Genomic DNA, 23,355 nt, shown 5'->3' with positions numbered 1-23,355 from the left:
TGGACCTTGAATTCCTTGCGGGCCTTGGATTCCTTGTGGCCCTGTCGCTCCGGTTGCTCCTGTAGCTCCCGTTGGACCTTGAATTCCTTGCGGGCCTTGGATTCCTTGTGGGCCTTGAATCCCTTGTGGGCCTGTCGCTCCGGTTGCTCCTGTTGCTCCCGTCGGACCTTGAATTCCTTGCGGGCCTTGAATTCCTTGGGGGCCTTGTGGGCCGGTCGGGCCTATATCACCTTGCGGACCTTGGATTCCCTGTGGGCCTTGTGCCCCGGTTGCCCCTGTCGCTCCTTGGATTCCTTGAGGACCTTGTGGACCTTGAATTCCTTGGGGGCCGGTTGGACCTATGTCGCCTTGTGGGCCTTGAATTCCTTGGGGACCTTGTGCTCCGGTTGCCCCCGTTACTCCTTGGATTCCTTGGGGACCTTGAATACCCTGTGGACCGGTTGGACCTATCTCTCCTTGAACACCTTGGATTCCTTGCGGGCCCTGTAAACCCGTCACTCCGGTTGCTCCCGTTGCTCCTGTCGCTCCTGTCACTCCAGTTGAGCCTGTCGCCCCGGTATCTCCTGTTACTCCTGTCGCACCTGTTGCTCCTGTCGGGCCAGGTGGTCCACCTGATGGGCCTGTCACTCCTGCCGGACCTGATGGCCCCGTTGGGCCCGTCGGTCCTGCTGGTCCTCCTGACGGGCCTGTCACCCCTGTTGGACCGGTTACTCCTGTTGGACCGGTAGTTCCTTCTCCCGTCGCTCCGGTTGCCCCCGTATCTCCTGTTGCTCCCGTCGGACCTTGCACTCCTTGAATTCCTTGTGGTCCTTGCACTCCTTGTGCACCTGTTGCTCCTTGAATCCCTTGTATTCCCTGCACTCCTTGTGCGCCCATCGGACCTGTTGGACCAATCGCCCCTTGTATTCCTTGCACTCCTTGGGGCCCCTCTGGACCGGTTGCTCCTATTTCCCCTTGTATCCCTTGAATTCCAGTTGCTCCTTGTGCTCCAGTTGCTCCCGTTATCCCTTGCACACCTTGTATTCCCTGTATTCCTTGTGGACCTTGTGGGCCGGTTGCTCCTTGCACTCCTTGAATGCCTTGTATTCCCTGAGGACCCTCTGGACCCGTTGCTCCAACTGGCCCTTGAACACCTTGTATTCCTTGCGGGCCCTGCAGTCCCTCTGGGCCTTCTGGGCCGGTTGGACCTATCTCTCCTTGTATCCCTTGGATTCCAGTTGGACCTTGTGACCCAGTCGGACCTATGTCACCTTGCGGACCTTGGATTCCCTGTGGGCCTTGTGCTCCTGTTCCCCCTGTCGCTCCTTGGATTCCTTGAGAACCTTGTGGGCCTTGAATTCCTTGTGGGCCGGTTGGACCTATGTCGCCTTGTGGGCCTTGAATACCTTGCGGACCTTGATCTCCTGTGGCCCCCGTTACTCCTTGAATTCCTTGAGGACCTTGAACACCTTGTGGCCCTGTTGGACCTATCTCTCCCTGCACACCTTGGATTCCTTGCGGACCCTGTAAACCCGTCACTCCGGTTGCTCCCGTTTCTCCTGTCGCTCCTGTCACTCCAGTTGAGCCTGTCGCCCCAGTATCTCCTGTTACTCCTGTCGCACCTGTTGCTCCTGTCGGGCCAGGTGGTCCACCAGATGGACCAGTTACTCCCGCCGGACCTGATGGCCCCGTTGGGCCGGTCGGTCCTGCTGGTCCTCCAGACGGGCCTGTTACCCCTGTTGGACCAGTTACTCCTGTTGGGCCTGTAGTGCCTTCCCCTGTCGCCCCAGTTGCTCCCATATCTCCTGTTGCCCCCGTCGGACCTTGGATTCCTTGAATTCCTTGTGGACCTTGCACTCCTTGTGCACCCGTCGCTCCTTGAATTCCTTGAATTCCTTGTACTCCTTGCACTCCTTGTGGCCCCATCGGACCGGTTGGACCAATCGCCCCTTGAGCACCTTGCACTCCTTGTGGCCCCTCTGGACCCGTTGCTCCTATTTCCCCTTGTATCCCTTGAATTCCAGTTGCTCCTTGTACTCCTGTTGCTCCCGTTATCCCTTGCACACCTTGTATTCCCTGAATTCCTTGTGGGCCTTGTGGGCCTGTTGCTCCTACCGGTCCTTGAATGCCTTGTATCCCCTGGGGACCCTCTGGACCCGTCGCTCCAACTGGCCCTGGCACACCTTGTATTCCTTGCGGGCCCTGCAGTCCCTCTGGGCCTTCTGGACCTGTTGGTCCTATATCACCCATCGGACCTTGTATCCCTTGAACTCCCTGTGGCCCTGTTTCTCCTGATGGCCCTGGTACTCCTTGTATACCTTGTGGACCTTGATCTCCTGTGGCCCCTGTTACCCCTTGTGGCCCTATAACCCCCTGTATACCTTGTGGACCTTGATCTCCTGTTGCTCCCGTTGCCCCTTGAATACCTTGAACTCCTTGTATTCCTTGTTCACCAGTTACTCCCGTCGGACCAGGAATACCTTGAATACCCTGCGAACCTTCTGGACCTGTTGGCCCAATTGGTCCTTGAATCCCTTGGATTCCTTGCAAGCCCTGTGCTCCCGTACTTCCAGTCGGACCTGTACTTCCCGTTGCTCCTGTTACCCCTGTACTTCCTGTAGCCCCAGTATTCCCCGTTGCTCCAGTCGCACCTGTACTTCCACTCGGTCCGCCACCCGGACCTGTCGCACCAGTCGGCCCCGTCGGACCAGGAGGTCCTCCAGATGGTCCAGTTATTCCAGTTGGACCTGTTATTCCAGTCGGGCCTGTTATCCCCTGACCAGTTGCTCCAGTCGCTCCGGTTGCACCTGTATTTCCACTCGGTCCTGGTGTTCCTTGTATCCCTTGTGCTCCTTGTATTCCTTGTGGACCAGTTGCACCCGGTAACCCTTGGACGCCTTGAATTCCTTGAGATCCCTCAGGTCCCGTCGCTCCAATTGGCCCCTGTAATCCCTGTATCCCTTGTATACCTTGTGCCCCAGTCGCTCCCGTTGGACCAATCGGACCTTGTAACCCTTGCACACCCCCCGGTCCTGTCGCTCCAGTTTCTCCTTGTGGTCCTCTCAATCCTTGTGGCCCCTGCTGTCCTTCTGGTCCAGTTGCACCTATTGGACCAACTGATCCTTGTATCCCTTGCACACCTTGAGGTCCTGTCGGGCCCATCTCCCCCATCGGACCTTGTAATCCTCTTGGTCCTTGAGGTCCTGTTGGGCCTTGTGGACCGGTTGGACCAGTAATCCCTATACCTGTAAATCCAGTTGGAACAGGGGGGAAAGTAGGCCCAATAAGTTCTGGTGGAATTCTAAAATTAGAGCTTAACGAATTTTGCTTCCGATTATTATCACGATTCTTCACACTTTCACCACCTACAAACCGTCTTTTTCATAATAAATAAGCCTCTTCTTAATCTATTTACAAAAATAATTTCCAAGACTATTTTTATTTTAAATAATAAAAACTCCCTTAATTCCTTAAGGGAGTCCTGCAATTGAATCCATATTATCTGTATTAGGGACAGCTTGTGCTATACCCGATGTATTTACACTTTGCCCCATATTTGTTCCTGTTACAGTACCAGCAGGAGTGCCTCTTGTATATGTTGTCGTCACCGAATCACCCGGCTGTAAACAAAGCTTCGTCTCCGTCCCTATTACTGTAACAACATCAATCCAAGTGCACCCCATTGAACCACTATATGATTTCGAAGCAGTAAATGAAGTATCACTCAAATTATCACCGGTAAATATATTCCCAGTGTTATTCACAATAACAAATTCTTTTATATGAGCAGGCATAATTACACTCTACCTTTCCTCTATGAACCTAATGTACGTGTACTTGTTGCTAACGGCGGAAGAAACACTGATGTTCTAATGACTGCTTCTGGCTGTCTTTTCCCATTTAAAAAAATAGCCGCACTCGACCCTCCAGCACCTGCATATACTTTTGCTACAGCTAAAGGCGAGATATCATAACAGTCGCCGACATTAACAGCTCCTGTATTATTCATAATTTTTACTTTACGCAAATTAATCCCCATTTACCCCTCCTCCTTTTTATACTGTATGCAAAAGAAAAAAACTTGAAACAGACTCGTTTCAAGTTTTTAACTATTAACTATTTCGTTTCACCTTCATATTGAAGCATACCGCCAACCATATTCACTGTTTTAAATCCTTGCTCATTTAAATAATGACATACATTTTCACTGCGCATTCCTGAACGACAAATAAAGATATATTCATTCTCTTTATTAAAGAAATCTACTTTATGTGGGATATCGCCCATTTTAATATGTACAGCTTCTGGAATCTTTCCTGCCGCTACTTCTTCATCTTCTCTTACGTCTACTAAAAATAACGTTTCTCCATTTTCTAAACGCTCTTGTACCTCTTCTGTAGTAATTGTTTTAACTTCTGTCATATGTAGTTCCTCCTTATATACAATAAAACCTTTAGTTTCTTTTTCACAAACATTCTCTACCAATTTTAGCACGCAAAAGAAAGAACGCAAAGAATCGAAAAACTATTTCTCAATTTTCTCGCAAAACTTATTCTTTACAAACATAACTCTTGCATTGTATCCTCAATATACTTGTCTTATGAAAGGAGCCAATGAAAATGACACTTTCCCTTTTCATAATGGGCATCATTTTCTTAATCGCTGCAATTATTACTCTTAGTATGAAAAATACTAAAAAAATAAAATCACCCCAAGAAATGTCATTCTTATTTCTATTGCTTAGTATCGCATTCTTCGGTATAGCAATTGCCACATATATTTTCCGTCTACAAATCATGTAAAAAAAGGTGCCTACTACAAACATTGCACCTTTTCCCCATCATTTGTCTTCTAAACAAAACTAGATACTTTCCGATTTAAAAATTCATAAACTTTCTTTTCAAATAAATGAATATCAAATGCTCCCGCCATATGCCCATTTATACTTTCTATCTCATACACTTCCGCATACTTCCCTTGTTTTTGCAAAATATCTACCATTTTATAGTTGTAACGAGACGGCTGAAGCAAATCTTGTTTACATGGAATCATAAGTACATTCGCTTCTATGTTAGAAAGAGATTCTTCTAATGAAGAAAAACCATGTGCAATATCATGCAATAAAACTGCCTTTGCAGTATACATCCATGAATTTGCATCTACTAACTCTATACTTCTATATGTCGCTTTATTTATCTCTTTTTCAAATGATGTTAGTGTAGAAAACTTTTCATAAGGTTCTATCTCTATACTATTACGAGGAAATGCCATTTCATAAAAATGCTCATCAAACGCGTTCATAAACATCATTCTATTTGCTAAATGAAGCCCCTTTATCGGCTGCTCTTCTCCATATTTTCCACCTTTCCAACTTGGATCCAGTTGAATTGCTTCAATCGCATTTTGCGCTACGTTTACTGACGTAATAATTGGATTTTGTGGGTTCGTAATAACGCCAATCATCCGCTCTACCATATGTGGATAGTGAACCGCCCATTGTTGTGCAATCATTCCCCCTGCCGACGGTCCAATTACAGCGTGTAACCTTGAAATTCCCATACCTTTTATTAACTCATATTGCATACGAGCTACATCAAGAAATGTAAAAACCGGAAAATCCATAGCATATTCTTCTCCAGTTTCTGGATTAATCGATTTCGGTCCTGTTGTAATCACATATGGATTTCTCACCTGCACATTACAAAGATTATCTGTACATATAACAAAATACTTATTTGTATCAATTGCTTTTCCAGGTCCAATGAGCCCATCCCACCAACCAGACTCCTCATCATGCACTGTATATTTTCCTGCCGCATGACTTGTTGCACTAAAATAATGACAAACCAAAATCACATTTGACCTTTCTCTATTTAACGTACCATATGTCTCGTATCCCATTTGAACAGGAATTTCCCTGCCATTTTCAAACGTAAACCCTTTTAAAACAAACTTCTCCTTTTTTACAATTTGCACAGATTCTCCCTCTTCCCGTTATAGTATGAACTGCTTACTAAAGATTTTTTTCCATGCAAACTAATCTCCTTCTTCTTTTCATAAATAAATGAATAATATACAAAATTAGCCACAAAATAGCACTATATTACAAGATTAAAGAGGGTATACACATGATTTGGAATTGGTTACGTAAGAAAAAAAAATCAAATAAACCAGAAGCAAACGAAACAGATAATCAGGAGCAGCATTCTAACAATGAAGAGGATGATAACAAAGAACAGACTAGAAGTATGAAACATAATAAAGGTAAAAATCACGAACAAAAAGATTCTTCTCAGGATAAGCAACAAAGTACTAAACAAAAAGATTCTTCTCAGGATAAGCAACAAAGTACTAAACAAAAAGATTCTTCTCAGGATAAGCAACAAAGTACTAAACAAGAGGATTCCTCTCAGGATAAGCAACAAAGTACTAAACAAGAGGATTCCTCTCAGGATAAGCAACAAAGTACTAAACAAAAAGATTCTTCTCAGGATAAGCAACAAAGTACTAAACAAGAGGATTCCTCTCAGGATAAGCAACAAAGCGCTAAACAAGATGAACCTTCTCAGGATAAGCAACAAAACTCTAAACAGGATGATTCCTCTCAAGATAAGCAACAAAACTCTAAACAAGATGACTCTTCTCAGGATAAGCAACAAAACTCTAAGCAGGAGGATTCCTCTCAAGATAAGCAACAAAGTACTAAACAAGAGGATTCCTCTCAAGATAAACAACAAGGTGCTAAACAAGGTGATTCGTCTCAAGATAAACAACAAAACGCTAAGCAAGATGAACCTTCTCAAAGTAAGCAACAAAACTCTAAAGGTAATAGTATTTATGATTTTACGAAACCAGAAAAAGACCGTATCCATTCTTTACAAAATTTAATAGAGAAGCTGAAAAAGTCTAGTGATTTTGTGAATTATCATACATCCGACGATGAAACGATGCCTTATTGGATTTCTTACTATCGTCCTTCGCTTGATGGAGAGAAATTACAAAAATATTTAATGCCTACTCTTTTGGAACGACCTAATGCTTCACTAGAAGAGCTGAAAGAACATATTCCAATGAGCGGCATTACAATTACGAACGACTTACAAAAAATTGAGGATATGGTTTTAAAGGGGCATGCGATTATTCAATTGAATCAGCAAGATCAAAAATGTATGCTTGCAAACATTGCAATTGATAATTATCGTGCACCAACCCCTCCTTTAAACGAATCAACTGTTATTGGTCCGCAAGAAGGTTTCGTAGAGGATATTGATACAAACATTAATTTAGTTCGAAAACGTCTTCCTGTTTTAGATTTACAAACAAAAGAAATGATTATTGGCGAGTTTTCAAAAACAAAAGTTGTCATGATGTATTTAGACAACCTTGCTGAAAAAGATAATGTAGATTTTCTAGAAGAGTCATTACGCGCTCTTGAATATGATCAAATTAATGATAGTGCTTATTTACAAGAATTAATGGGTGAAAAATCGATTTTCCCTCTCTATATCAATACAGAACGTACTGATAGAGTTACAAAAGCACTAATTGATGGAAAAATCGCTATTTTCGTTGATGGTTCTCCAAGTGTTTTACTAACACCTGTATCCTATTTCGATTTTTTCATTTCACCAGAAGACTATAACGTCTCCTGGATGTACGCTACATTTTCAAGGATTTTAAGATTAATTGCCGTTCTATTTTCAATTTGCGCTACACCGTTATACGTTGCAGTTTTAAATTATCATTATGAACTTATTCCAAGTGATTTACTTGAAACTTTGATTTTATCAAGGGCACAAGTACCATTCCCACCTTTAATTGAAGCGCTCTTTTTAGAACTTGCAATTGATTTATTAAGAGAAGCCGGCGCAAGGTTACCGATGAAAGTTGGGCAAACACTCGGTATTGTAGGCGGTATCGTAATCGGGCAAGCATCTGTACAAGCTGGGTTAACGAGTAACATTTTATTAATTATCGTTGCACTATCGGCACTCGCTTCCTTTATTACACCTATTTATAAAATGGGGAACGCTGTTCGATTACTACGCTTTCCTTTTCTTATGTTTGCAGAAATAGGCGGATTGTTCGGGATTTCTCTTGGATTTATCTTTTTATTTACTCATCTCTTTAGACTTACTTCCTTACGTAAGCCGTACGCTTTGTTTTATCCGACAAGGCAACAATCAGTTAAAGATTCTTGGATTCGTTTTCCATTAACAATGATTGATACGAGAGATGTGCAAGCAAGACCACAACATGTAAAAAAAGCAGCGAAAGGAATTTCAACAAAACATAGATCAGATTTTGATGATTGAGAAATGAGGTGCATTGATGAGTAAAGTTCAAGAAAAATATCAAATATCTCCTATCTTTGTTTTCTTCTTAATTCACGGTGCACAGTTTGGTGCTGGAGTTCTCGGATTCGCTCGAATCATCGCAAAGGCCGCTGGATACGACGGATGGATGGGAGTTATAATCACAGGAATTTTCATCCATATTCTTATATGGATGATGTATGTCTTATTAAAAGAAACAAATGGGAATTTAGTTGATTTACATCGGCAAACATTTGGAAAATGGCTAGGAAATGGCATTAGCATCATCTTTATGGCTTATTTTTTAATCGTTAGTATTTCGGTCATCCGAACATATGTTGAAATTATTCAAGTATGGATGTTTCCTACCGCTTCCACCTTTATGTTAACACTCTTTTTATGCTTAGTTAGCTATTACATTATCTCTTCTGGATTTCGTGTAATTACCGGTATTTGCGTCATCTCTGTTGGTGGTACATTAGGATACTTATTTCTAAGCTTATTCGTTTTGAAATATTCACATTGGGATAATTTACTACCTATATTCACACATTCTTTTTCAGACATTTTAAAATCCGCTCAACTGTCAATCTACAGTATGACCGGTTTTGAAATTTACCTCATGGTGTATCCATTTGTGAAAAAGCCTATGCAATCTCATAAATACGCTCAGTTTGGAGCACTATTTTCAAATCTTCTATATTTATTTAGCACCCTTTTAGCCTTTGCATTTTTTAGTGAAAAACAATTGTTAAAAACGATATGGGCCCAACTTTCTATGACCCAAGTCATTCAATTACCATTTATAGAAAGACTCGAATATATTGCAATTTCAGGCTATGCACTCGTTATTATTTCAAGTTTCATCCTCCCTTTATGGGCGTCAATGAGAGGAACACATGAAATATTCCGTGTAAAACAAAGGGGTATTTTAATTGCTTTTATCTTTATCACTCTCATTGTTTCGCAACTTTTAACCAACAGACACGATATTAATAACTTTATTAGTAATGTATCAAAAGTTAGTTTTTGGCTCATTTATGTATACATCCCAATCCTATTTATTATTGTGTGGGTGAAAAGAAAATGGAAAAAATCAAAAGCACAAGCAAATTAATACTTATTTCTTGTATAACATTCTTCAGTCTAATTGGATGTTTACAAAAAAATATTATCGATGATGTACAACTTATTCAAGGAAGCGTTTTTGATGTCGCAAAAGATAATAAAGTAAAAGTGACATTCGTTTGTCCCATTCAGAAAAAAGGAAATAAAGTTCAAGTTTTTGAAGGCAGTGCAAATGCAGTAAAACAAGTAAAAGCAGACACATCTTTAGAGTCTTCTCAACCATTTGCTAGCGGACAAATGCGTGTCGCTCTATATACAATAAGGCTTGCCAAAACAGGAATGTCTACTTCATTCGATACATTACTTCGAGATGTGAATATAGGGAACGCTTTATATGCTGCTTTATTAGATGGGAATGGTACTGAACTTTTAAAGGGCAAATATTCGACTTCATACAACGTTGCAATTTATATAAAAAAATTGCTAGAACATAACATGGAGACCGGACCTTTACCAGCGGATAATCTACATATAGGAGCATTTCGCTATTATCAAGAAGGAAAAGACTACTATATTCCCATTCTAAAGAAGCATGGTGATAAAATAAAAATTACCGGAATTGGCCTTTTTAAAAAAGATAAATATATCGGTAAAATTGCGGAAAAAGATATGTTCATATTTAAAGGACTATTAGAGAAACATAAATTAGATTCACATGAATTTAAAACAGATTCTGCGTACGTAATGATTAATAATATTCGTTCTGTTCCAACTTACGATATAAAAATTAAAAACGGAAAGCCTTCTTTTTTCATTAACGTTCGTCTTGATGCACGTATTCAAGAACTATCAAAACAAATTAACTTAGAAAATAACAAGAACACAAAAAACATTGAAAAAGATGTCCAAAAACAATTAGATAAACAAGCTGCTAAGTTAATTAAGCAACTTAAATCTTTAGGCGTCGACCCTCTCGGGCTAGGTGCAAAGTATAAGCAACATTATCGCCCATTCAAATTAGAAGAATGGAGACAAATGTATAAAGATGTTCCGGTTCATATAAAATACACCGTAAATATTACAAATTCTGGTGTCATTGAATGAGAAATGATTGAACTCCTCTCTCCAGCATGATACAACGGAGAGAGGAGTTTTTTTATTATCAAATAGAGAGAGAAGATATTTATGGGGGAGCTTATGTCTAAAAAATTAGTAAAGCCTATTTTAAATGGTATTTTATTTCTCGGCGTCTTTTTATTTGCTCATACATACTTAAAAAATGTTTCCTTCACACGTTACTTGCTTGTCGTTATACCAATGTTACTGGTCGGTATTTTTGGCATCGATCTTATTTCATCCCTTTTAATAAAAAAAGAAGAATAACGAGCGAACATCTTATTTCGATAAGATGTTCTTTTCATTTCATAATCACCTTATGTTACAATAAACTTCGGCATAACGTAAGAAAGGATGAAACAACATGACAAACGAAAAAGGTTTAGATAAAGGATACGAACTTGTTGCGAAAATGCATGAAGTATTCGGACATCCTGTGACAAATACTCCAACAAAATTAACAGAAGAGCGTGCAAAAATCCGTGCAAGTTTTATGCAGGAAGAACTAGAAGAATTTCTAGAGGCAACGACTGTTGAAGATCAATACGATGCACTGATTGACCTTATTTACTTTGCATTCGGAACGTTTGCAGAAATGGGCGTACGTCCAGATAAAGGATTCGAAATTGTAAACAACGCCAACATGGCAAAACTATTCCCTGATGGGAAGCCTCGATTCCGTGAAGGCGACGGTAAGATTCTAAAGCCAGAAGGCTGGCAAGCACCGGAACCACAACTTCGTGCTGAAATTGAACGTCAGCGTCAAGAAGCTGAAAAAAACTGCTAGGATTTCCTAGCAGTTTTTTATTATGTCTTTTTTTCTGGCAATCATTAATGACCCACGTGTCCCGCATGTCCTGCAGCTCCACTAATGCTAGCCGCTCCTGCTGCTGCCCCCGCTCCTCCTGCTCCAATTCCACCTGTCCAAGGAGAAGATTGTTGTTGTTGATACTGTTGGTATTGTTGGTGTTGTTGGTGTTGTTGGCCTTGATGACCATGCTGACCTTGGTGACCATGGTGGCCTTGATGGCCGTGGTGATGTACTTGTTGTTGATGATGTCCATGATGACCTTGGTGGTGATGGTGGCCGTGGTGGCCATGGTGACCATGTTGATCTTGATGAATTTGATAAAGAACAGCCTGCGGATGTATATGATGGTGGCCGTGGTGATGTACTTGTTGTTGATGATGTCCATGATGACCTTGGTGACCTTGGTGGTGATGGTGGCCATGGTGACCTTGGTGACCTTGGTGGTGATGGTGGCCATGATGGCCATGGTGACCTTGGTGGTGATGATGTCCATGATGGCCATGGTGACCTTGATGATGGTGGCCATGGTGACCGTAAAAACCTTGTGGATAACCACCTACTCCGCCTGCCACAACACCTACTCCCGGTACCGGAAATCCTGTTTGTACTCCTCCAACGAAAGATGGGAATGTAGTTGGTACACCTACTGGTACTCCTCCCGCTGCTCCGCCTACAAATGTTGGGATTCCTGTTTGCACTCCAGCTACTGATGATGGAAATCCTCCTGTTAATGTTGGAATTCCAGTTTGTGCTCCAGCTACTGATGTGGAAAATCCTCCAGGTGTTCCACCCATCCAGCTCGGAATTCCGCCATATCCTTGTTGTCCGCCTCCCATTAACATTATTTGTTCATAACTATCCGATCCACCTCCGAAAAAGCCATGTGGTGCATTATTGTCCATCCCTTTCATTCCTTTCACCTCTTCTACTCAATTTAGCCTACCTTTTTTATCATATTTCCTATAGAAGAATAGGTGTTTGTCTGTATTAGAATTCCGCTCTTTTATTTGTACGTAGTGGAATAATTGAAAACTTAAACTAAGGTGATCCGGAGATTATTTTCTACACAAAAAAGCTCAGAGCATAAATACTCTGGGCTTTTTACTTAAAATAAATTAGTTTGCAACAACGTTAACAAGTTTTCCAGGAACAACAACTACTTTACGTACTGTTTTCCCTTCAATTTGGTCTTGAATTGCTTCAAGTGCAAGTTGTTCCATTTCTTCTTTTGATGCGTCTTTACTCATTGTTAGTTTTGCGCGAACTTTACCCATAACTTGAACAACAATTTCAACTTCATCTTCTACAAGTTTAGACTCATCAAATGTTGGCCAGCTTGCATATGTGATTGTTTCATTGTATCCAAGTTTGCTCCATAGCTCTTCCCCGATATGAGGTGCAACTGGTGCAATCATTTTTACGAAACCTTCTACATATTCTCTTGGAAGTGTTTCAGCTTTGTATGCATCGTTGATGAATACCATCATTTGAGAAATCGCTGTGTTGAAGCGAAGCTCTGCATAGTCTTCTGTTACTTTCTTCACTGTTTGATGGTAAGCTTTTTCAAGCTCTTTATTTGGTGCGTCAGTAATTTTCTCACTTAATTCACCGTTATCTTGAACGAATAGACGCCATACGCGGTCTAGGAAACGACGAGCTCCGTCAAGACCATTTTCAGACCAAGCAATTGAAGCATCTAATGGTCCCATGAACATTTCGTATAGACGAAGTGTATCTGCACCGTGGCTTGCTACGATATCATCAGGATTTACAACGTTACCTTTTGATTTACTCATTTTCTCGTTGTTTTCACCTAGAATCATACCTTGGTTGAATAATTGTTGGAATGGCTCTTTCGTTGGAACTACACCGATATCGTATAATACTTTATGCCAGAAACGAGCATATAGTAAGTGAAGTACGGCATGTTCTGCACCACCGATATAAATATCAACTGGAAGCCATTGTTTTACTTTTTCAGGATCTACAAGTGCTTCGCTATTGTTTGGATCGATGTAACGTAGGTAGTACCAGCAGCTACCAGCCCATTGCGGCATTGTGTTCGTTTCACGACGACCTTTTTTACCAGTCTCAGGATCAACAACATTTACCCACTCGTCAATGTTAGCAAGTGGTGATTCACCTGTACCTGAAGGACGGATGTTTTCTGTTTTCGGAAGAACTAATGGTAATTCCTCTTCTTTCACAGCTGTCATTGTACCATCTTCCCAGTGAATTACTGGAATTGGTTCACCCCAGTAACGTTGACGGCTGAATAACCAGTCACGTAGACGGTACGTTACTTTTTGATTTCCTGCGCTCGTTGCTTCAAGCCATTCAATCATTTTTGCGATTGCTTCTTCTTTATTTAATCCATCAAGGAATGCTGAGTTTACGTGTGCACCATCACCTGTGTACACTTCTTTCGTAATATCTCCGCCTTTTACAACTTCCTTCATTGGAAGATTAAATACTGATGCGAATTCATAGTCACGCTCATCGTGAGCTGGAACTGCCATTACAGCACCTGTTCCGTAAGTTGCAAGAACATAGTCAGCGATCCAGATTGGTAATTTCTCACCGTTTACTGGGTTAACTGCGTAAGCACCAGTGAATACACCAGTTTTCTCTTTCGCAAGTTCTGTACGCTCTAGGTCACTCTTCATTTTTACAGCGTTAATGTAAGCTTCTACCGCTTCTTTTTGTTCTGCTGTTGTAATTTCTGCAACAAGTGCATGTTCTGGAGCTAGTACACAGTATGTTGCACCAAATAATGTATCAGGGCGCGTTGTGAAAACTGTGAATTTCTCGTCTGTACCATCGATGTTGAAGTGTACTTCTGCACCTTCAGAACGACCGATCCAGTTACGTTGCATATCTTTTAAGCTTTCAGGCCAATCAAGCTCATCTAGATCTTCTAATAGACGATCTCCGTAAGCTGTAATTTTTAGCATCCACTGTCTCATCGGACGACGCTCAACTGGATGTCCACCACGCTCACTCTTACCGTCAATGATTTCTTCGTTTGCAAGTACTGTACCAAGTGCTGGGCACCAGTTTACAGGTACTTCATCAACGTAAGCTAAGCCTTTTTCAAATAGTTTTAGGAAGATCCATTGCGTCCACTTATAGTAGTTTGGATCTGTTGTATTTACTTCACGGTCCCAATCGTAAGAGAAACCTAATGATTTAATTTGGTTACGGAACGTATTAATATTATGCTCTGTAAATTCAGCTGGGCTGTTTCCAGTATCAAGTGCATATTGCTCTGCTGGAAGACCAAATGCATCCCATCCCATTGGATGAAGAACGTTATATCCTTGCATACGCTTCATACGAGATAAAATATCTGTCGCTGTATAACCTTCTGGATGTCCTACGTGTAAGCCTGCACCTGATGGATATGGGAACATATCTAGTGCATAAAATTTTGGTTTTTCTGTCTCATCTGGCGTACGGAATGTTTTATTCTCTTCCCAGTACCCTTGCCACTTCTTCTCAATTTCTTGATGATTAAAGCTCATGAGATACCCTCCTTGAAATTCTATTTATTTTCACCGCCCAAAATACAAAAAACCTCTCATCCCTAGAAAGGGACGAGAGGTTATAGATTCCCGCGGTACCACCCTAAATTAATGTACAAATATACATTCGCTTAGATCCGTAACGTGGATTAACGGCAATTGCTACTATTAGTTTCACAACTGCAACTCAAAGGCGAGTTCATAACGAAACGTGGATTGACTTGCACCGACCGTCAACTCTCTAAACCAGCTTCTATTACTACTACTCCTTCTCACTGTTATTACACATATAAGTTAAGTGAACTATCCTTCACTTAGTATCTCTTAAGAGCTTACTTAAAGCGAGGACTTCTCGGTTAATCGTTACTCTTAATAACTAACGAATTCATCTTAAGACAGCCGAGCTATCTCCCTTGTTCTAAAGGTTGTTTTATTTAAATATATTCTAAAACATGTTACATGTTCCGTCAAACTAAACTGCAATTTTTTCTTCAACTGTTTCTTCTACTTTTACTCGTTTATCATAAATGCTCGTTGCTATAAGCGCTACTACAAGCATTACCATGATTGCTATAAACAATACTTCCATATTGTATAAATCCACAATTGCTCCGCCAACGACCGGCCCGAACATTTTCCCTACAGTCGCCGCACTATTTACAACCCCTTGATAAAACCCTAATTTATCTTTTGGTGCAAGTATATTTGCAATCGTTGGAACCGCAGGCCATACAAATAACTCACCTATTGTTAATGTTACCATCGCAACGAGGAACATCGTAAATTGCTGCGCTTGGCTTAACACAATGAATGACGCCGCAAAAATGAAAATCCCAATCATAATTTGCTGTTTTAAAGAACGCTTCATCCAACGAATTAGCATACTAACAAGTGGCTGCGCACAAACAATCATCGCTCCGTTTATCGTCCATAATAAACTATAGTGACGAAGGCTAATATTCAATTCTTGCATATGTGTTGCAATCGCTCCTTGCCACTGTACGTATGTAACCCAGCATAAAGCATATGCTACACACACGATAAGAAGTGCTTTAAATCCAGGTGTAAGTGACCACCCTTTTTTCGTTTCGACTTCTTTTTGCACTCCTGGCTCTTTCTTGTCTTCCATACCGCGGAATCCAATAAAAGCAATTAAGAAGAAAACAAAGTATAAAATAAAGTTCGCTAAGAAAATATAATCAAAACGATACGATGCAACTAATCCACCACATGCTGTTCCGATCGCAATACCAACATTTTGTCCAACGTACATCGCATTAAATGCCCGTCTTCCGCCTTCTGGCCAAACCGTACCAACCATCGCATACATCGATGGGAAGACCATTCCAGAACCGAAGCCGATTAACGCTAGCCACACAACATATAACGGCCAACCGTGGAAGAACACAAGACCTAAAATCGATACAAGTGTAATCACAATCCCTACTAAAGTTGATTTATAACCGCCCCATTTATCAAATAAAACACCGCCGAGCAAGTTTCCGATTACACCAGTAAGCGAATTGATCATTAATACCATTCCGGCCACAGATAAAGATTTTCCTAGGTGATCATGCAAATAAATTGTATTAAAAGGCCATAAAAAAGAAGCACCCGTGACATTAATAATCATCCCAGCTACTAATAGCCATACTTTCCTTGGCATAGTTTCCCCTCCTATTCTATTTTTTTCGTTCATATATATAACAGTAAAATTGTAGTCGTTTTTAAATAGGAAGGCAACTGATTAATAGTTGATGAAATTCAGATAATGGTTCGACAGTAAATGAAATTATACTGATTGTTTCTTGGATTATATCAGCGATTATTAAAATATATCGACTTACCGACAAAAAATGACAACAGTAACAATGTATAAAGAGGCTGCATGAACTTCATGCAGCCTCTTTATACTATCCAACTTCCTTTTCTCGCTTCGCACGTTCTTTAGCACTCCATTTAAACACCTTATCTAGTAGCGAGTATATTCTCCCAGATTCTTTCGTTAACAAAGGTCCTAACGATGCTAATATTAAAACATACAAAGCTGAGAACGGTTTAATCGCTGCCATTAAGCCACCCGCAATTCCAATATTCGCGACGATAATAGAAAATTCTCCGCGTGATACAAGTGTTAAACCGATATTCGTAGAAGCCTTATGCGATAACCCAGCTTTACGCCCCGCAACCATTCCAGCAGTAAAATTACCGATAAGAGTAATGAAAACTGCTCCTAATGCCAACCACACTGCTCCGCCAAGTGAAAATGGGTCTATACTTAAACCGAAGCTGAAAAAGAATATAGCTCCAAAGAAATCACGAAACGGAACGACAAGCTGTTCAATTCGATCACTATGCTCTGTTTCAGAAAAAACGAGTCCTAGTAATAATGCTCCAATTGCCTCTGCAACATGAATCGTTTCTGAAAATCCTGCTACAAAGAACAAAATAGCGAATATTACAATAATAAAAATTTCATTGGACGAAATATCTAACATTTTATTTAAAAACCGTGTAGCTTTTCTAGCAACTACAAAGAATAGTAGCATATAACCTACTGCGATTAAAATAGATGTAAGAGCACCTACAAATGATGTTGCCCCTCCAAGTACTAATCCTGAAACGACTGATAAATATACCGCTAAAAAAATATCATCAAACATAATGATTCCTAAAATTAGCTCCGTCTCTTTATTACCAGATCTTCTTAAATCAACAATTACTTTCGCAACAATTGCACTCGATGAAATTGTTATGATCCCAGCAATAATTAATGTTTCTAATAAGGGGAAACCCATTATATATCCGTAAAGTAAACCTAATATAAAATTAAGCGATATATGAACAGTTCCCCCAAAAGCAATTGATTTTCCTGATTTAATTAATTTTTTAATTGAGAATTCTAAACCTAAGTAAAATAGGAGGAATATGACGCCAACACGGCCGAGGAAGGAAATAACTTCTCCACTTTCAATAAATCTTAAATCGATAAGCCCTAAATCTGGGGCATGAGGCCCCACTAGCATACCGAGTATAATAAGAAACGGAATAATCGAGAACTTTAACTTTGCAGCGAGAATAGCTGCAAAAGCGACTAATACTAACGCAGTTCCAACTTCAAAGATTAAAGTATCCATCGATTATGAATCCCCTCCTACTGAAAGCAACTCATTAATAATTCTTTTCACTTCATGTCTTTCACCTGATAATACGAGCATATCGCCAGCTTCAATGATAGAATCTGGGCCTGGATTAAAGAACTTCTTCATATTCTTTTTCAAAATGGCAATAATCGTTACGTTATATGTGTTTCGAACATGTAAACTACCAATTGTTTTTTGTACAACTGGTGCATTATTTTCCACCTTAAACCACTCAATTGATAATCCCTCAAAAGCCATTTCAATCGTATCTAAAGCTTGTGGCCTATATACCATTCCGCCCAATATAGCTGCAATTTGTCTCGCTTCAGAATCACGAAGAGAGACGCTTGAAATACTCTCTTCATGATCAGCATCAAAATGGTACATTTCTCTTCGGCCATCATCATGAATAACGATAACCATCTTTTCATTACCTTTTGTAATCACTTCAAACTTACATCCAATACCCGGCAGTTCACTCTCTCTAATATTCATATTTTCCGCCTCCTAATTTTTTTAGTTACGGCTTTTATAAATCGACATCAATCTCCGTTTTAAAGCTCTCATCCTTTGAGATACCTAAATACTTTAGTGTCTCTGATGGAGTCGCGTGATGAAAATGTTTTTGCAATAGTGCAATCGCTATCCCTCTTTTGTACGCATGAAATCCGAACGTTTTTCGCATTGAATTCGTTCCGATTTTACCAACAACTCCAACTGCTTCTGCAGCATTATGAATTACACGATACGCTTGTTGGCGCGTAATTGAATTTGACGTTTTATTAGATTGGAATACGTAATTTTCTCTTTTAACACCAATAGATTGTACGTAATCTAAAAGCGCTTCTTTTACTTTTGTATTTAAATAAATATCTTGTTTAAATTTTTCATCTTTCACAGGAAGAGCATAAAACTCTTTAACAGTCCCGTCTTCATTTAATACATCTTCAAATTTCATGCTAAGTAGTTCTGTAATTTTTAATCCTGTGTTAATTCCAATAACAAATAAAAGATAATCTCGCTGGGAGTGCTCTTTTAAATATTTTTTCATAGCCTCAATTTGGCTTATATCTTTTAATGCCTCTACAACTTCCATACATGTATTCTCCTCATCTTATGAACGGTAATTTTCTCATTATGTTGTCCATTTTACCTTATCATGCTATGAGATTTCCATGTGTTATCCATTATTTTCACAATATACTCAGGTGGTTCTGAAAACTTTCAATGTGGAAACTTACGATTGTATAAATACGTTGCGGTAAAAAAATGTGGGGATAAAAGTTCAGCTTCTTTCTACAGATTGGATTCCTCCTTTCCTTATACAGCTACTTCTACTTTTATATTACGTTACTTACTTACATTATATTATACATTTCAGTAACATCAAAGTGTTTTTTCTGAAAATAATAAAAACCGAGCGTTTTTGCTCGGTTTTTATTATTAATCTTCTTTCGGAAGAACAATTCCTTTATACAATTGAACTGTAATGAAGTAATAAATCGCATAAATAACTACGAAAATTACGATTGGTATCCAAATACGGAAGTACGGATCGATTAAAATAAATCCGAAAATATTCATACCAACTAATACGTGAGCGATACCCACAATTGCTGGGAATAAGAATACTAAGAATAGCTCTTTATAAATTGATTTCGTTAATAACTCACGGCGCACACCGATTTTACGAAGCATTTGATAACGCGTAATATCTTTTGATGCACCAGAAAGAATTTTAAACATAAGACAGCTTGCCATCATTGCTAAGAACGCAATTCCAAGGAAGAATCCCATAAACACTGTTCCACTCGCAACGCCGTATAACATGTCGTAAGTTTGATATTTACTATTTAATCTTTCAGCTTTTACATTTTTATATTTATCTAGCTGCAACTCGTCAAGTTTTTTCCATTCTTTTGTATATGCTAAGAAATCATCTGCTTTTCCGATAAATGCTATACCTTCTTTACCATTTATCCCATCGTACATTTTTTGATCTACAATTTTAATTGCATGATCTTCGTATATATAATACGGATGAATTGTGCTAAAAGCATCAACCCATTCTTCTGGAAGTTCTTTAGCGTTCGCATCTTTTTCATTCATTTCTCTAGAAACTGCACCTACTGGTAGTTCCTGTGAAACCTTCTTTGTATTCACTAAATCCTTCATCGACTTCATATTTGTCATATCTTTTACGAAAGGACGATTTTTTTCTAAATCTTCTTTTACATAATAAACGTATTTATCATCAACTTTGTAGCGATATTCATTTTTTTCTTTAAATGTAATACCGTCTAAAATTTTCTTTTCTTCAGCTGTAGGATTATGAACAACTGAGTCATAGATTACTAAACCCTCAGACAGTTTGATAGCGTTATTTTTAAACGCCATACCACCTGAAATTGCACCTGCTCCAAGAGCAACTAACATCGCTACTGTAGCAAGAACCTTTGTTAAACTATTAATACGGAAGTTTAATTGTGCAAATGTAAAAGCGTTAAGTCCTTTTTCACTACGCTTTTTATTACTCTTTAACTTTTTAATAAAGACCGGGAGAAGTGATCCAAACAGCATGTAAGTACCAGCTGTCGTTGTAATTAATGCAATAATGATTCCCATTTCTCTTAGTTTTTCCATGTAAATCATTGATGCATAGCCCATTCCTAATAAAATAACCGCAAGGAATGCAACTACACCTGTCATTTTTCCTTTTACTGCAACACGTTCTGTTTGTGCGTCTGCATGTACAAGTTGCAGGACAGAAATACGTGATAATTTAATACTGTTCATAATTGCCGATAATACAAATAGTGCAAAGAAGAAGATACAAGTAACAGTCATAGATGGCAGGTAAAATGCTTTATAGCCTTCACCAGCAAATTCTAATTGTTTCATTAATAATTGACCGATACCTTCTGCAAGTCCTACACCAACTGCAATTCCAATTGCAAGAGACGCGGCGCCTAATACAATTGTCTCAATAAACATAAGTAATGTAACTTTATGCTTTTTTGCTCCTAACATCATATACATACCAAACTCTTTTTGACGAAGAGATAGTAAGAAAGAGTTCGCATACAAAATATAGAAGAACGTTATGATTGCTAGTAAAAATGAACCTGCTTGGAATACAAATCCGATTGATTTAATCACTGAATTAGATTCAAGAAATGATTCATTTAGTGCTAACGTTTGAAACATATAAAAAATTGAAATCGACATGACAAGACCAACAAGTAAGACGATGTAATCTTTTAGCTTACTCTTTAGTCCTGACATCGAAAGTTTGAATAACATGCTCTAGAACCTCCTTTCTTACGCTTTTTGTGTGCCTAAGTCCGCAAGCACATCTAAAATTTCTTTATAAAACTCTTCACGTGTACCGCCGCGGTGAATTTCTTTATATAGCTCACCATCTTGAATGAATAAAATACGCTGACAGTAACTTGCACTGTATGGATCATGTGTAACCATCATAATAGATACGCCTTGATCTTTATTTAAGTTTGTCATCGCATCAAGTAAACTCGTTGCATTTTTAGAATCAAGCGCTCCTGTTGGCTCGTCCCCTAAAATAATTGCCGGCTCATGCACTAAAGCACGCGCTGCTGCCGAACGTTGCTTTTGCCCACCAGATACTTCAGATGGGTACTTTTGAAGTATTTCTGTAATTCCTAACATATCCGCTACTTTCTCGACTTTTGGTCCAATGTTACGTGATGGAACACCTTGAAGAGAGAGTGGAAGTGCAATGTTTTCATAAATAGATAAGTTCTCTAATAAGTTAAAGTCTTGGAAGATGAATCCTAACTTTTGTGAACGGAAATCAGAAAGCTCACCTTGTTTCATTTTTGTAATATCCGTTCCTGCAATTTCAACAACGCCGCCCGTTGCTTTATCTAACGTTGAAATTACATTTAATAATGTCGTTTTACCAGAACCAGATGGTCCCATAATTCCAACAAACTCACCCTCTTGAATTGAGAATGACACACCTTTTAACGCGTGTGATTGGTTCTCACCTTTTTTACCGTACACTTTTTGAACGTTTTTCACGTCTACAACTGGTTTCGTCATATATATCCTCCTACGCTTGTTTTTCCATTACCTATTTTGCGCCTTTTGGAAGTGAACTGCTATTTGTTAACATTACATTTACCTTACACTTTTGTAATATAAAAAAGGTGTACTTGTAAGCTTGGCTGTTAATACTAGTTCACATTTCGGCATAGTAAATCGGTAAATGAAATTATATCGGCGATTTTCAAAATATATCGGCGCAACTACAAAAGCTGAAAATAAAAATAGGCTGTTCCACAAAAAGAACAGCCCACTTCTCTCTTTATTTCTTTAAAGGTGTTACCGTCCAGTACGTAATAACACGCCAAATCCATTCTAATGGACCCATTTTAAAGATTTTCATCCAAATTACACTAAACACAATTTGAATTGCATAAATTGCGATACATACATATAGCGTCTGCATGTATGTTAAGTTACCTGCAAAGTTAAATACACTACCGGCAATTAAAATCATTGCCGTTTGTCCGATATAATTTGTTAAAGCCATACGACCGTAGTATTTCAATGGTGCTAATAATGTTTGAACTGGTTTTAACTGAAGTAATAAAATTAATGCTCCTACATAGAAAGCTGAAATAATTGGTCCAACAGTAATACCAATTTTCAGAAAATGGCTTGCAGCATCCATTGTTCCGTCTTCATTCATCAATATCATATTTACAAATGGGTCAGCAGGCACGTGTCCATATTGATACCATACAGCTGCCACACTTAAAACAAACATAATGCCTGTAAAAATAGCGACTTGCTTTATGTTTTTTGAAAGATTTTCAAATACACGATATTGTCCTGCAGCAAGACCTAATAAAATTAAACCAAGTGGTAATAGTTCTTTAACACCCATTACACTAAAGGCTATTGTCAAAATAAGACCAATTACTAAGTTCACTTGTTTTTTCGCTTTATAAAACGGTAAAACGATTAATCCGCAAATTGCGTATAACGCTAGTGCTTCTCCAGGCTGAAACATGTAATGAATCAAACCAAAAATAAATAATGCAACTACGCGGCGGAAAAATAGAACATATCCATTTTTCCCTTTCGCAATCGCTCTTGTAATGAAGATATAGAATCCCACTCCAAATAAGAATGAGAAAATCGAGAAGAAACGACCTTCTACAAATAAGTATAGAAACCTTTGATAGCTAGCATCTACTGTATTAGGATCTGGAGTTTTAATATGAAGTAGTGCTAAAATATTTACTAAAATAATCCCCAGTAATGCGAAGCCACGAATGTAATCTAACTCATCAATTCGTTTGTTTGTAATATTGTTCCCCATAAAGCAGCTCCTTGTCCAAAATTTAATC

20 protein-coding genes and 1 other annotated feature are annotated in these 23,355 nt (G+C 39.3%); of the genes, 6 read left to right on the top strand and 14 right to left on the bottom strand.

Annotation, left to right across the window (positions count from 1 at the left end):
- From ACTFRU_RS27775 to ACTFRU_RS27760, 4 genes are all read right to left on the bottom strand, one after another.
- The coding region (locus ACTFRU_RS27775) for a BclA-related collagen-like exosporium protein (protein ID WP_440037987.1) at window positions 1-3,333 on the bottom strand (3,333 nt) is incomplete at its 3' end.
- Window positions 3,334-3,449: 116 nt separating this feature from the next.
- On the bottom strand, window positions 3,450-3,773 hold the full coding sequence (locus tag ACTFRU_RS27770) for a hypothetical protein (RefSeq protein WP_001110855.1): 324 nt from the start codon (window positions 3,771-3,773) through the stop codon (window positions 3,450-3,452).
- 20 nt (window positions 3,774-3,793) lie between these two features.
- The gene (locus tag ACTFRU_RS27765; RefSeq protein ID WP_000512468.1) at window positions 3,794-4,018 is read right to left on the bottom strand and encodes a spore germination protein; all 225 of its coding nucleotides are present in this window, start codon (window positions 4,016-4,018) and stop codon (window positions 3,794-3,796) included.
- Window positions 4,019-4,095: 77 nt separating this feature from the next.
- Window positions 4,096-4,401, bottom strand: coding sequence for a rhodanese-like domain-containing protein (locus ACTFRU_RS27760; RefSeq protein ID WP_000141207.1), 306 nt, complete (start codon window positions 4,399-4,401; stop codon window positions 4,096-4,098).
- A gap of 197 nt (window positions 4,402-4,598) precedes the next feature.
- On the opposite strand from ACTFRU_RS27760, the gene ACTFRU_RS27755 reads away from it, so the two are divergent.
- On the top strand, window positions 4,599-4,781 hold the full coding sequence (locus tag ACTFRU_RS27755; protein ID WP_000175905.1) for a hypothetical protein: 183 nt from the start codon (window positions 4,599-4,601) through the stop codon (window positions 4,779-4,781).
- Between the two features lie 49 nt (window positions 4,782-4,830).
- On the opposite strand, the gene ACTFRU_RS27750 is transcribed toward ACTFRU_RS27755, so the two are convergent.
- Window positions 4,831-5,955, bottom strand: coding sequence for an alpha/beta fold hydrolase (locus tag ACTFRU_RS27750; RefSeq protein ID WP_001167639.1), 1,125 nt, complete (start codon window positions 5,953-5,955; stop codon window positions 4,831-4,833).
- 152 nt (window positions 5,956-6,107) lie between these two features.
- Between ACTFRU_RS27750 and ACTFRU_RS27745 the strand changes: the two genes are divergently transcribed.
- The 5 genes from ACTFRU_RS27745 (at window position 6,108) to ACTFRU_RS27725 (ending at window position 11,265) form a co-directional block, all read left to right on the top strand.
- Window positions 6,108-8,294, top strand: coding sequence for a spore germination protein (locus tag ACTFRU_RS27745; protein WP_440037986.1), 2,187 nt, complete (start codon window positions 6,108-6,110; stop codon window positions 8,292-8,294).
- 16 nt (window positions 8,295-8,310) lie between these two features.
- Window positions 8,311-9,411 carry a spore germination protein gene (locus ACTFRU_RS27740; protein WP_000049053.1) on the top strand — a complete coding sequence of 367 codons (1,101 nt, stop codon included), beginning with the start codon at window positions 8,311-8,313 and terminating at the stop codon, window positions 9,409-9,411.
- Window positions 9,381-10,466 carry a spore germination protein GerHC gene (gene gerHC / locus ACTFRU_RS27735; protein WP_000411389.1) on the top strand — a complete coding sequence of 362 codons (1,086 nt, stop codon included), beginning with the start codon at window positions 9,381-9,383 and terminating at the stop codon, window positions 10,464-10,466. Before ACTFRU_RS27740 ends, gerHC begins: the two co-directional genes overlap by 31 nt.
- A gap of 93 nt (window positions 10,467-10,559) precedes the next feature.
- The gene (locus tag ACTFRU_RS27730) at window positions 10,560-10,745 is read left to right on the top strand and encodes a hypothetical protein (protein ID WP_000038781.1); all 186 of its coding nucleotides are present in this window, start codon (window positions 10,560-10,562) and stop codon (window positions 10,743-10,745) included.
- A gap of 97 nt (window positions 10,746-10,842) precedes the next feature.
- The gene (locus ACTFRU_RS27725; RefSeq protein ID WP_000180554.1) at window positions 10,843-11,265 is read left to right on the top strand and encodes a hypothetical protein; all 423 of its coding nucleotides are present in this window, start codon (window positions 10,843-10,845) and stop codon (window positions 11,263-11,265) included.
- Window positions 11,266-11,309: 44 nt separating this feature from the next.
- Here the strand turns inward: ACTFRU_RS27725 and ACTFRU_RS27720 are convergent, their stop codons facing one another.
- The 9 genes from ACTFRU_RS27720 to ACTFRU_RS27680 all read right to left on the bottom strand — a co-directional run bounded on the left by ACTFRU_RS27720 (window position 11,310) and on the right by ACTFRU_RS27680 (window position 23,327).
- A complete protein-coding gene (locus ACTFRU_RS27720; RefSeq protein ID WP_440037985.1) occupies window positions 11,310-12,200 on the bottom strand; it encodes a hypothetical protein in 891 nt (296 codons plus the stop codon).
- Between the two features lie 204 nt (window positions 12,201-12,404).
- The gene (leuS, locus tag ACTFRU_RS27715) at window positions 12,405-14,813 is read right to left on the bottom strand and encodes a leucine--tRNA ligase (RefSeq protein ID WP_000009462.1); all 2,409 of its coding nucleotides are present in this window, start codon (window positions 14,811-14,813) and stop codon (window positions 12,405-12,407) included.
- Window positions 14,814-14,878: 65 nt separating this feature from the next.
- Window positions 14,879-15,098, bottom strand: a binding site (T-box leader).
- Window positions 15,099-15,285: 187 nt separating this feature from the next.
- Complete coding sequence (locus ACTFRU_RS27710) at window positions 15,286-16,479, bottom strand: MDR family MFS transporter (RefSeq protein ID WP_001137561.1); 1,194 nt, start codon at window positions 16,477-16,479, stop codon at window positions 15,286-15,288.
- Between the two features lie 247 nt (window positions 16,480-16,726).
- Window positions 16,727-17,950, bottom strand: coding sequence for a cation:proton antiporter (locus ACTFRU_RS27705; protein ID WP_048558784.1), 1,224 nt, complete (start codon window positions 17,948-17,950; stop codon window positions 16,727-16,729).
- Between the two features lie 3 nt (window positions 17,951-17,953).
- On the bottom strand, window positions 17,954-18,451 hold the full coding sequence (locus ACTFRU_RS27700) for a cation:proton antiporter regulatory subunit (protein WP_001026053.1): 498 nt from the start codon (window positions 18,449-18,451) through the stop codon (window positions 17,954-17,956).
- Between the two features lie 34 nt (window positions 18,452-18,485).
- On the bottom strand, window positions 18,486-19,052 hold the full coding sequence (locus tag ACTFRU_RS27695; protein ID WP_440037984.1) for a tyrosine-type recombinase/integrase: 567 nt from the start codon (window positions 19,050-19,052) through the stop codon (window positions 18,486-18,488).
- A gap of 347 nt (window positions 19,053-19,399) precedes the next feature.
- Window positions 19,400-21,259, bottom strand: coding sequence for an FtsX-like permease family protein (locus ACTFRU_RS27690; RefSeq protein ID WP_265998346.1), 1,860 nt, complete (start codon window positions 21,257-21,259; stop codon window positions 19,400-19,402).
- Window positions 21,260-21,277: 18 nt separating this feature from the next.
- Window positions 21,278-22,039 carry an ABC transporter ATP-binding protein gene (locus ACTFRU_RS27685; protein ID WP_000165844.1) on the bottom strand — a complete coding sequence of 254 codons (762 nt, stop codon included), beginning with the start codon at window positions 22,037-22,039 and terminating at the stop codon, window positions 21,278-21,280.
- 265 nt (window positions 22,040-22,304) lie between these two features.
- The gene (locus ACTFRU_RS27680) at window positions 22,305-23,327 is read right to left on the bottom strand and encodes a DUF418 domain-containing protein (RefSeq protein WP_000527702.1); all 1,023 of its coding nucleotides are present in this window, start codon (window positions 23,325-23,327) and stop codon (window positions 22,305-22,307) included.
- Between the last annotated feature and the right edge of the window lie 28 nt (window positions 23,328-23,355).

This window comes from Bacillus cereus group sp. MYBK220-1 (assembly GCF_051916445.1).
Lineage (GTDB): Bacteria > Bacillota > Bacilli > Bacillales > Bacillaceae_G > Bacillus_A > Bacillus_A cereus.
This window is presented reverse-complemented; position numbering and strand designations above follow the sequence as displayed.

Excerpts from the sequence above, each read along its gene's own strand:
- ACTFRU_RS27700 (WP_001026053.1), bottom strand. The coding sequence starts at position 18,451 with ATGAATATTAGAGAGAGTGAACTGCCGGGTATTGGATGTAAGTTTGAA.
- ACTFRU_RS27690 (WP_265998346.1), bottom strand. The coding sequence starts at position 21,259 with ATGTTATTCAAACTTTCGATGTCAGGACTAAAGAGTAAGCTAAAAGAT.
- ACTFRU_RS27740 (WP_000049053.1), top strand. The coding sequence starts at position 8,311 with ATGAGTAAAGTTCAAGAAAAATATCAAATATCTCCTATCTTTGTTTTC.
- ACTFRU_RS27730 (WP_000038781.1), top strand. The coding sequence starts at position 10,560 with ATGTCTAAAAAATTAGTAAAGCCTATTTTAAATGGTATTTTATTTCTC.
- ACTFRU_RS27685 (WP_000165844.1), bottom strand. The coding sequence starts at position 22,039 with ATGACGAAACCAGTTGTAGACGTGAAAAACGTTCAAAAAGTGTACGGT.
- ACTFRU_RS27755 (WP_000175905.1), top strand. The coding sequence starts at position 4,599 with ATGACACTTTCCCTTTTCATAATGGGCATCATTTTCTTAATCGCTGCA.
- ACTFRU_RS27765 (WP_000512468.1), bottom strand. The coding sequence starts at position 4,018 with ATGGGGATTAATTTGCGTAAAGTAAAAATTATGAATAATACAGGAGCT.
- ACTFRU_RS27720 (WP_440037985.1), bottom strand. The coding sequence starts at position 12,200 with ATGAAAGGGATGGACAATAATGCACCACATGGCTTTTTCGGAGGTGGA.
- ACTFRU_RS27695 (WP_440037984.1), bottom strand. The coding sequence starts at position 19,052 with ATGGAAGTTGTAGAGGCATTAAAAGATATAAGCCAAATTGAGGCTATG.
- ACTFRU_RS27745 (WP_440037986.1), top strand. The coding sequence starts at position 6,108 with ATGATTTGGAATTGGTTACGTAAGAAAAAAAAATCAAATAAACCAGAA.
- ACTFRU_RS27770 (WP_001110855.1), bottom strand. The coding sequence starts at position 3,773 with ATGCCTGCTCATATAAAAGAATTTGTTATTGTGAATAACACTGGGAAT.
- ACTFRU_RS27760 (WP_000141207.1), bottom strand. The coding sequence starts at position 4,401 with ATGACAGAAGTTAAAACAATTACTACAGAAGAGGTACAAGAGCGTTTA.
- ACTFRU_RS27680 (WP_000527702.1), bottom strand. The coding sequence starts at position 23,327 with ATGGGGAACAATATTACAAACAAACGAATTGATGAGTTAGATTACATT.
- leuS (WP_000009462.1), bottom strand. The coding sequence starts at position 14,813 with ATGAGCTTTAATCATCAAGAAATTGAGAAGAAGTGGCAAGGGTACTGG.
- gerHC (WP_000411389.1), top strand. The coding sequence starts at position 9,381 with ATGGAAAAAATCAAAAGCACAAGCAAATTAATACTTATTTCTTGTATA.
- ACTFRU_RS27705 (WP_048558784.1), bottom strand. The coding sequence starts at position 17,950 with ATGGATACTTTAATCTTTGAAGTTGGAACTGCGTTAGTATTAGTCGCT.
- ACTFRU_RS27710 (WP_001137561.1), bottom strand. The coding sequence starts at position 16,479 with ATGCCAAGGAAAGTATGGCTATTAGTAGCTGGGATGATTATTAATGTC.
- ACTFRU_RS27725 (WP_000180554.1), top strand. The coding sequence starts at position 10,843 with ATGACAAACGAAAAAGGTTTAGATAAAGGATACGAACTTGTTGCGAAA.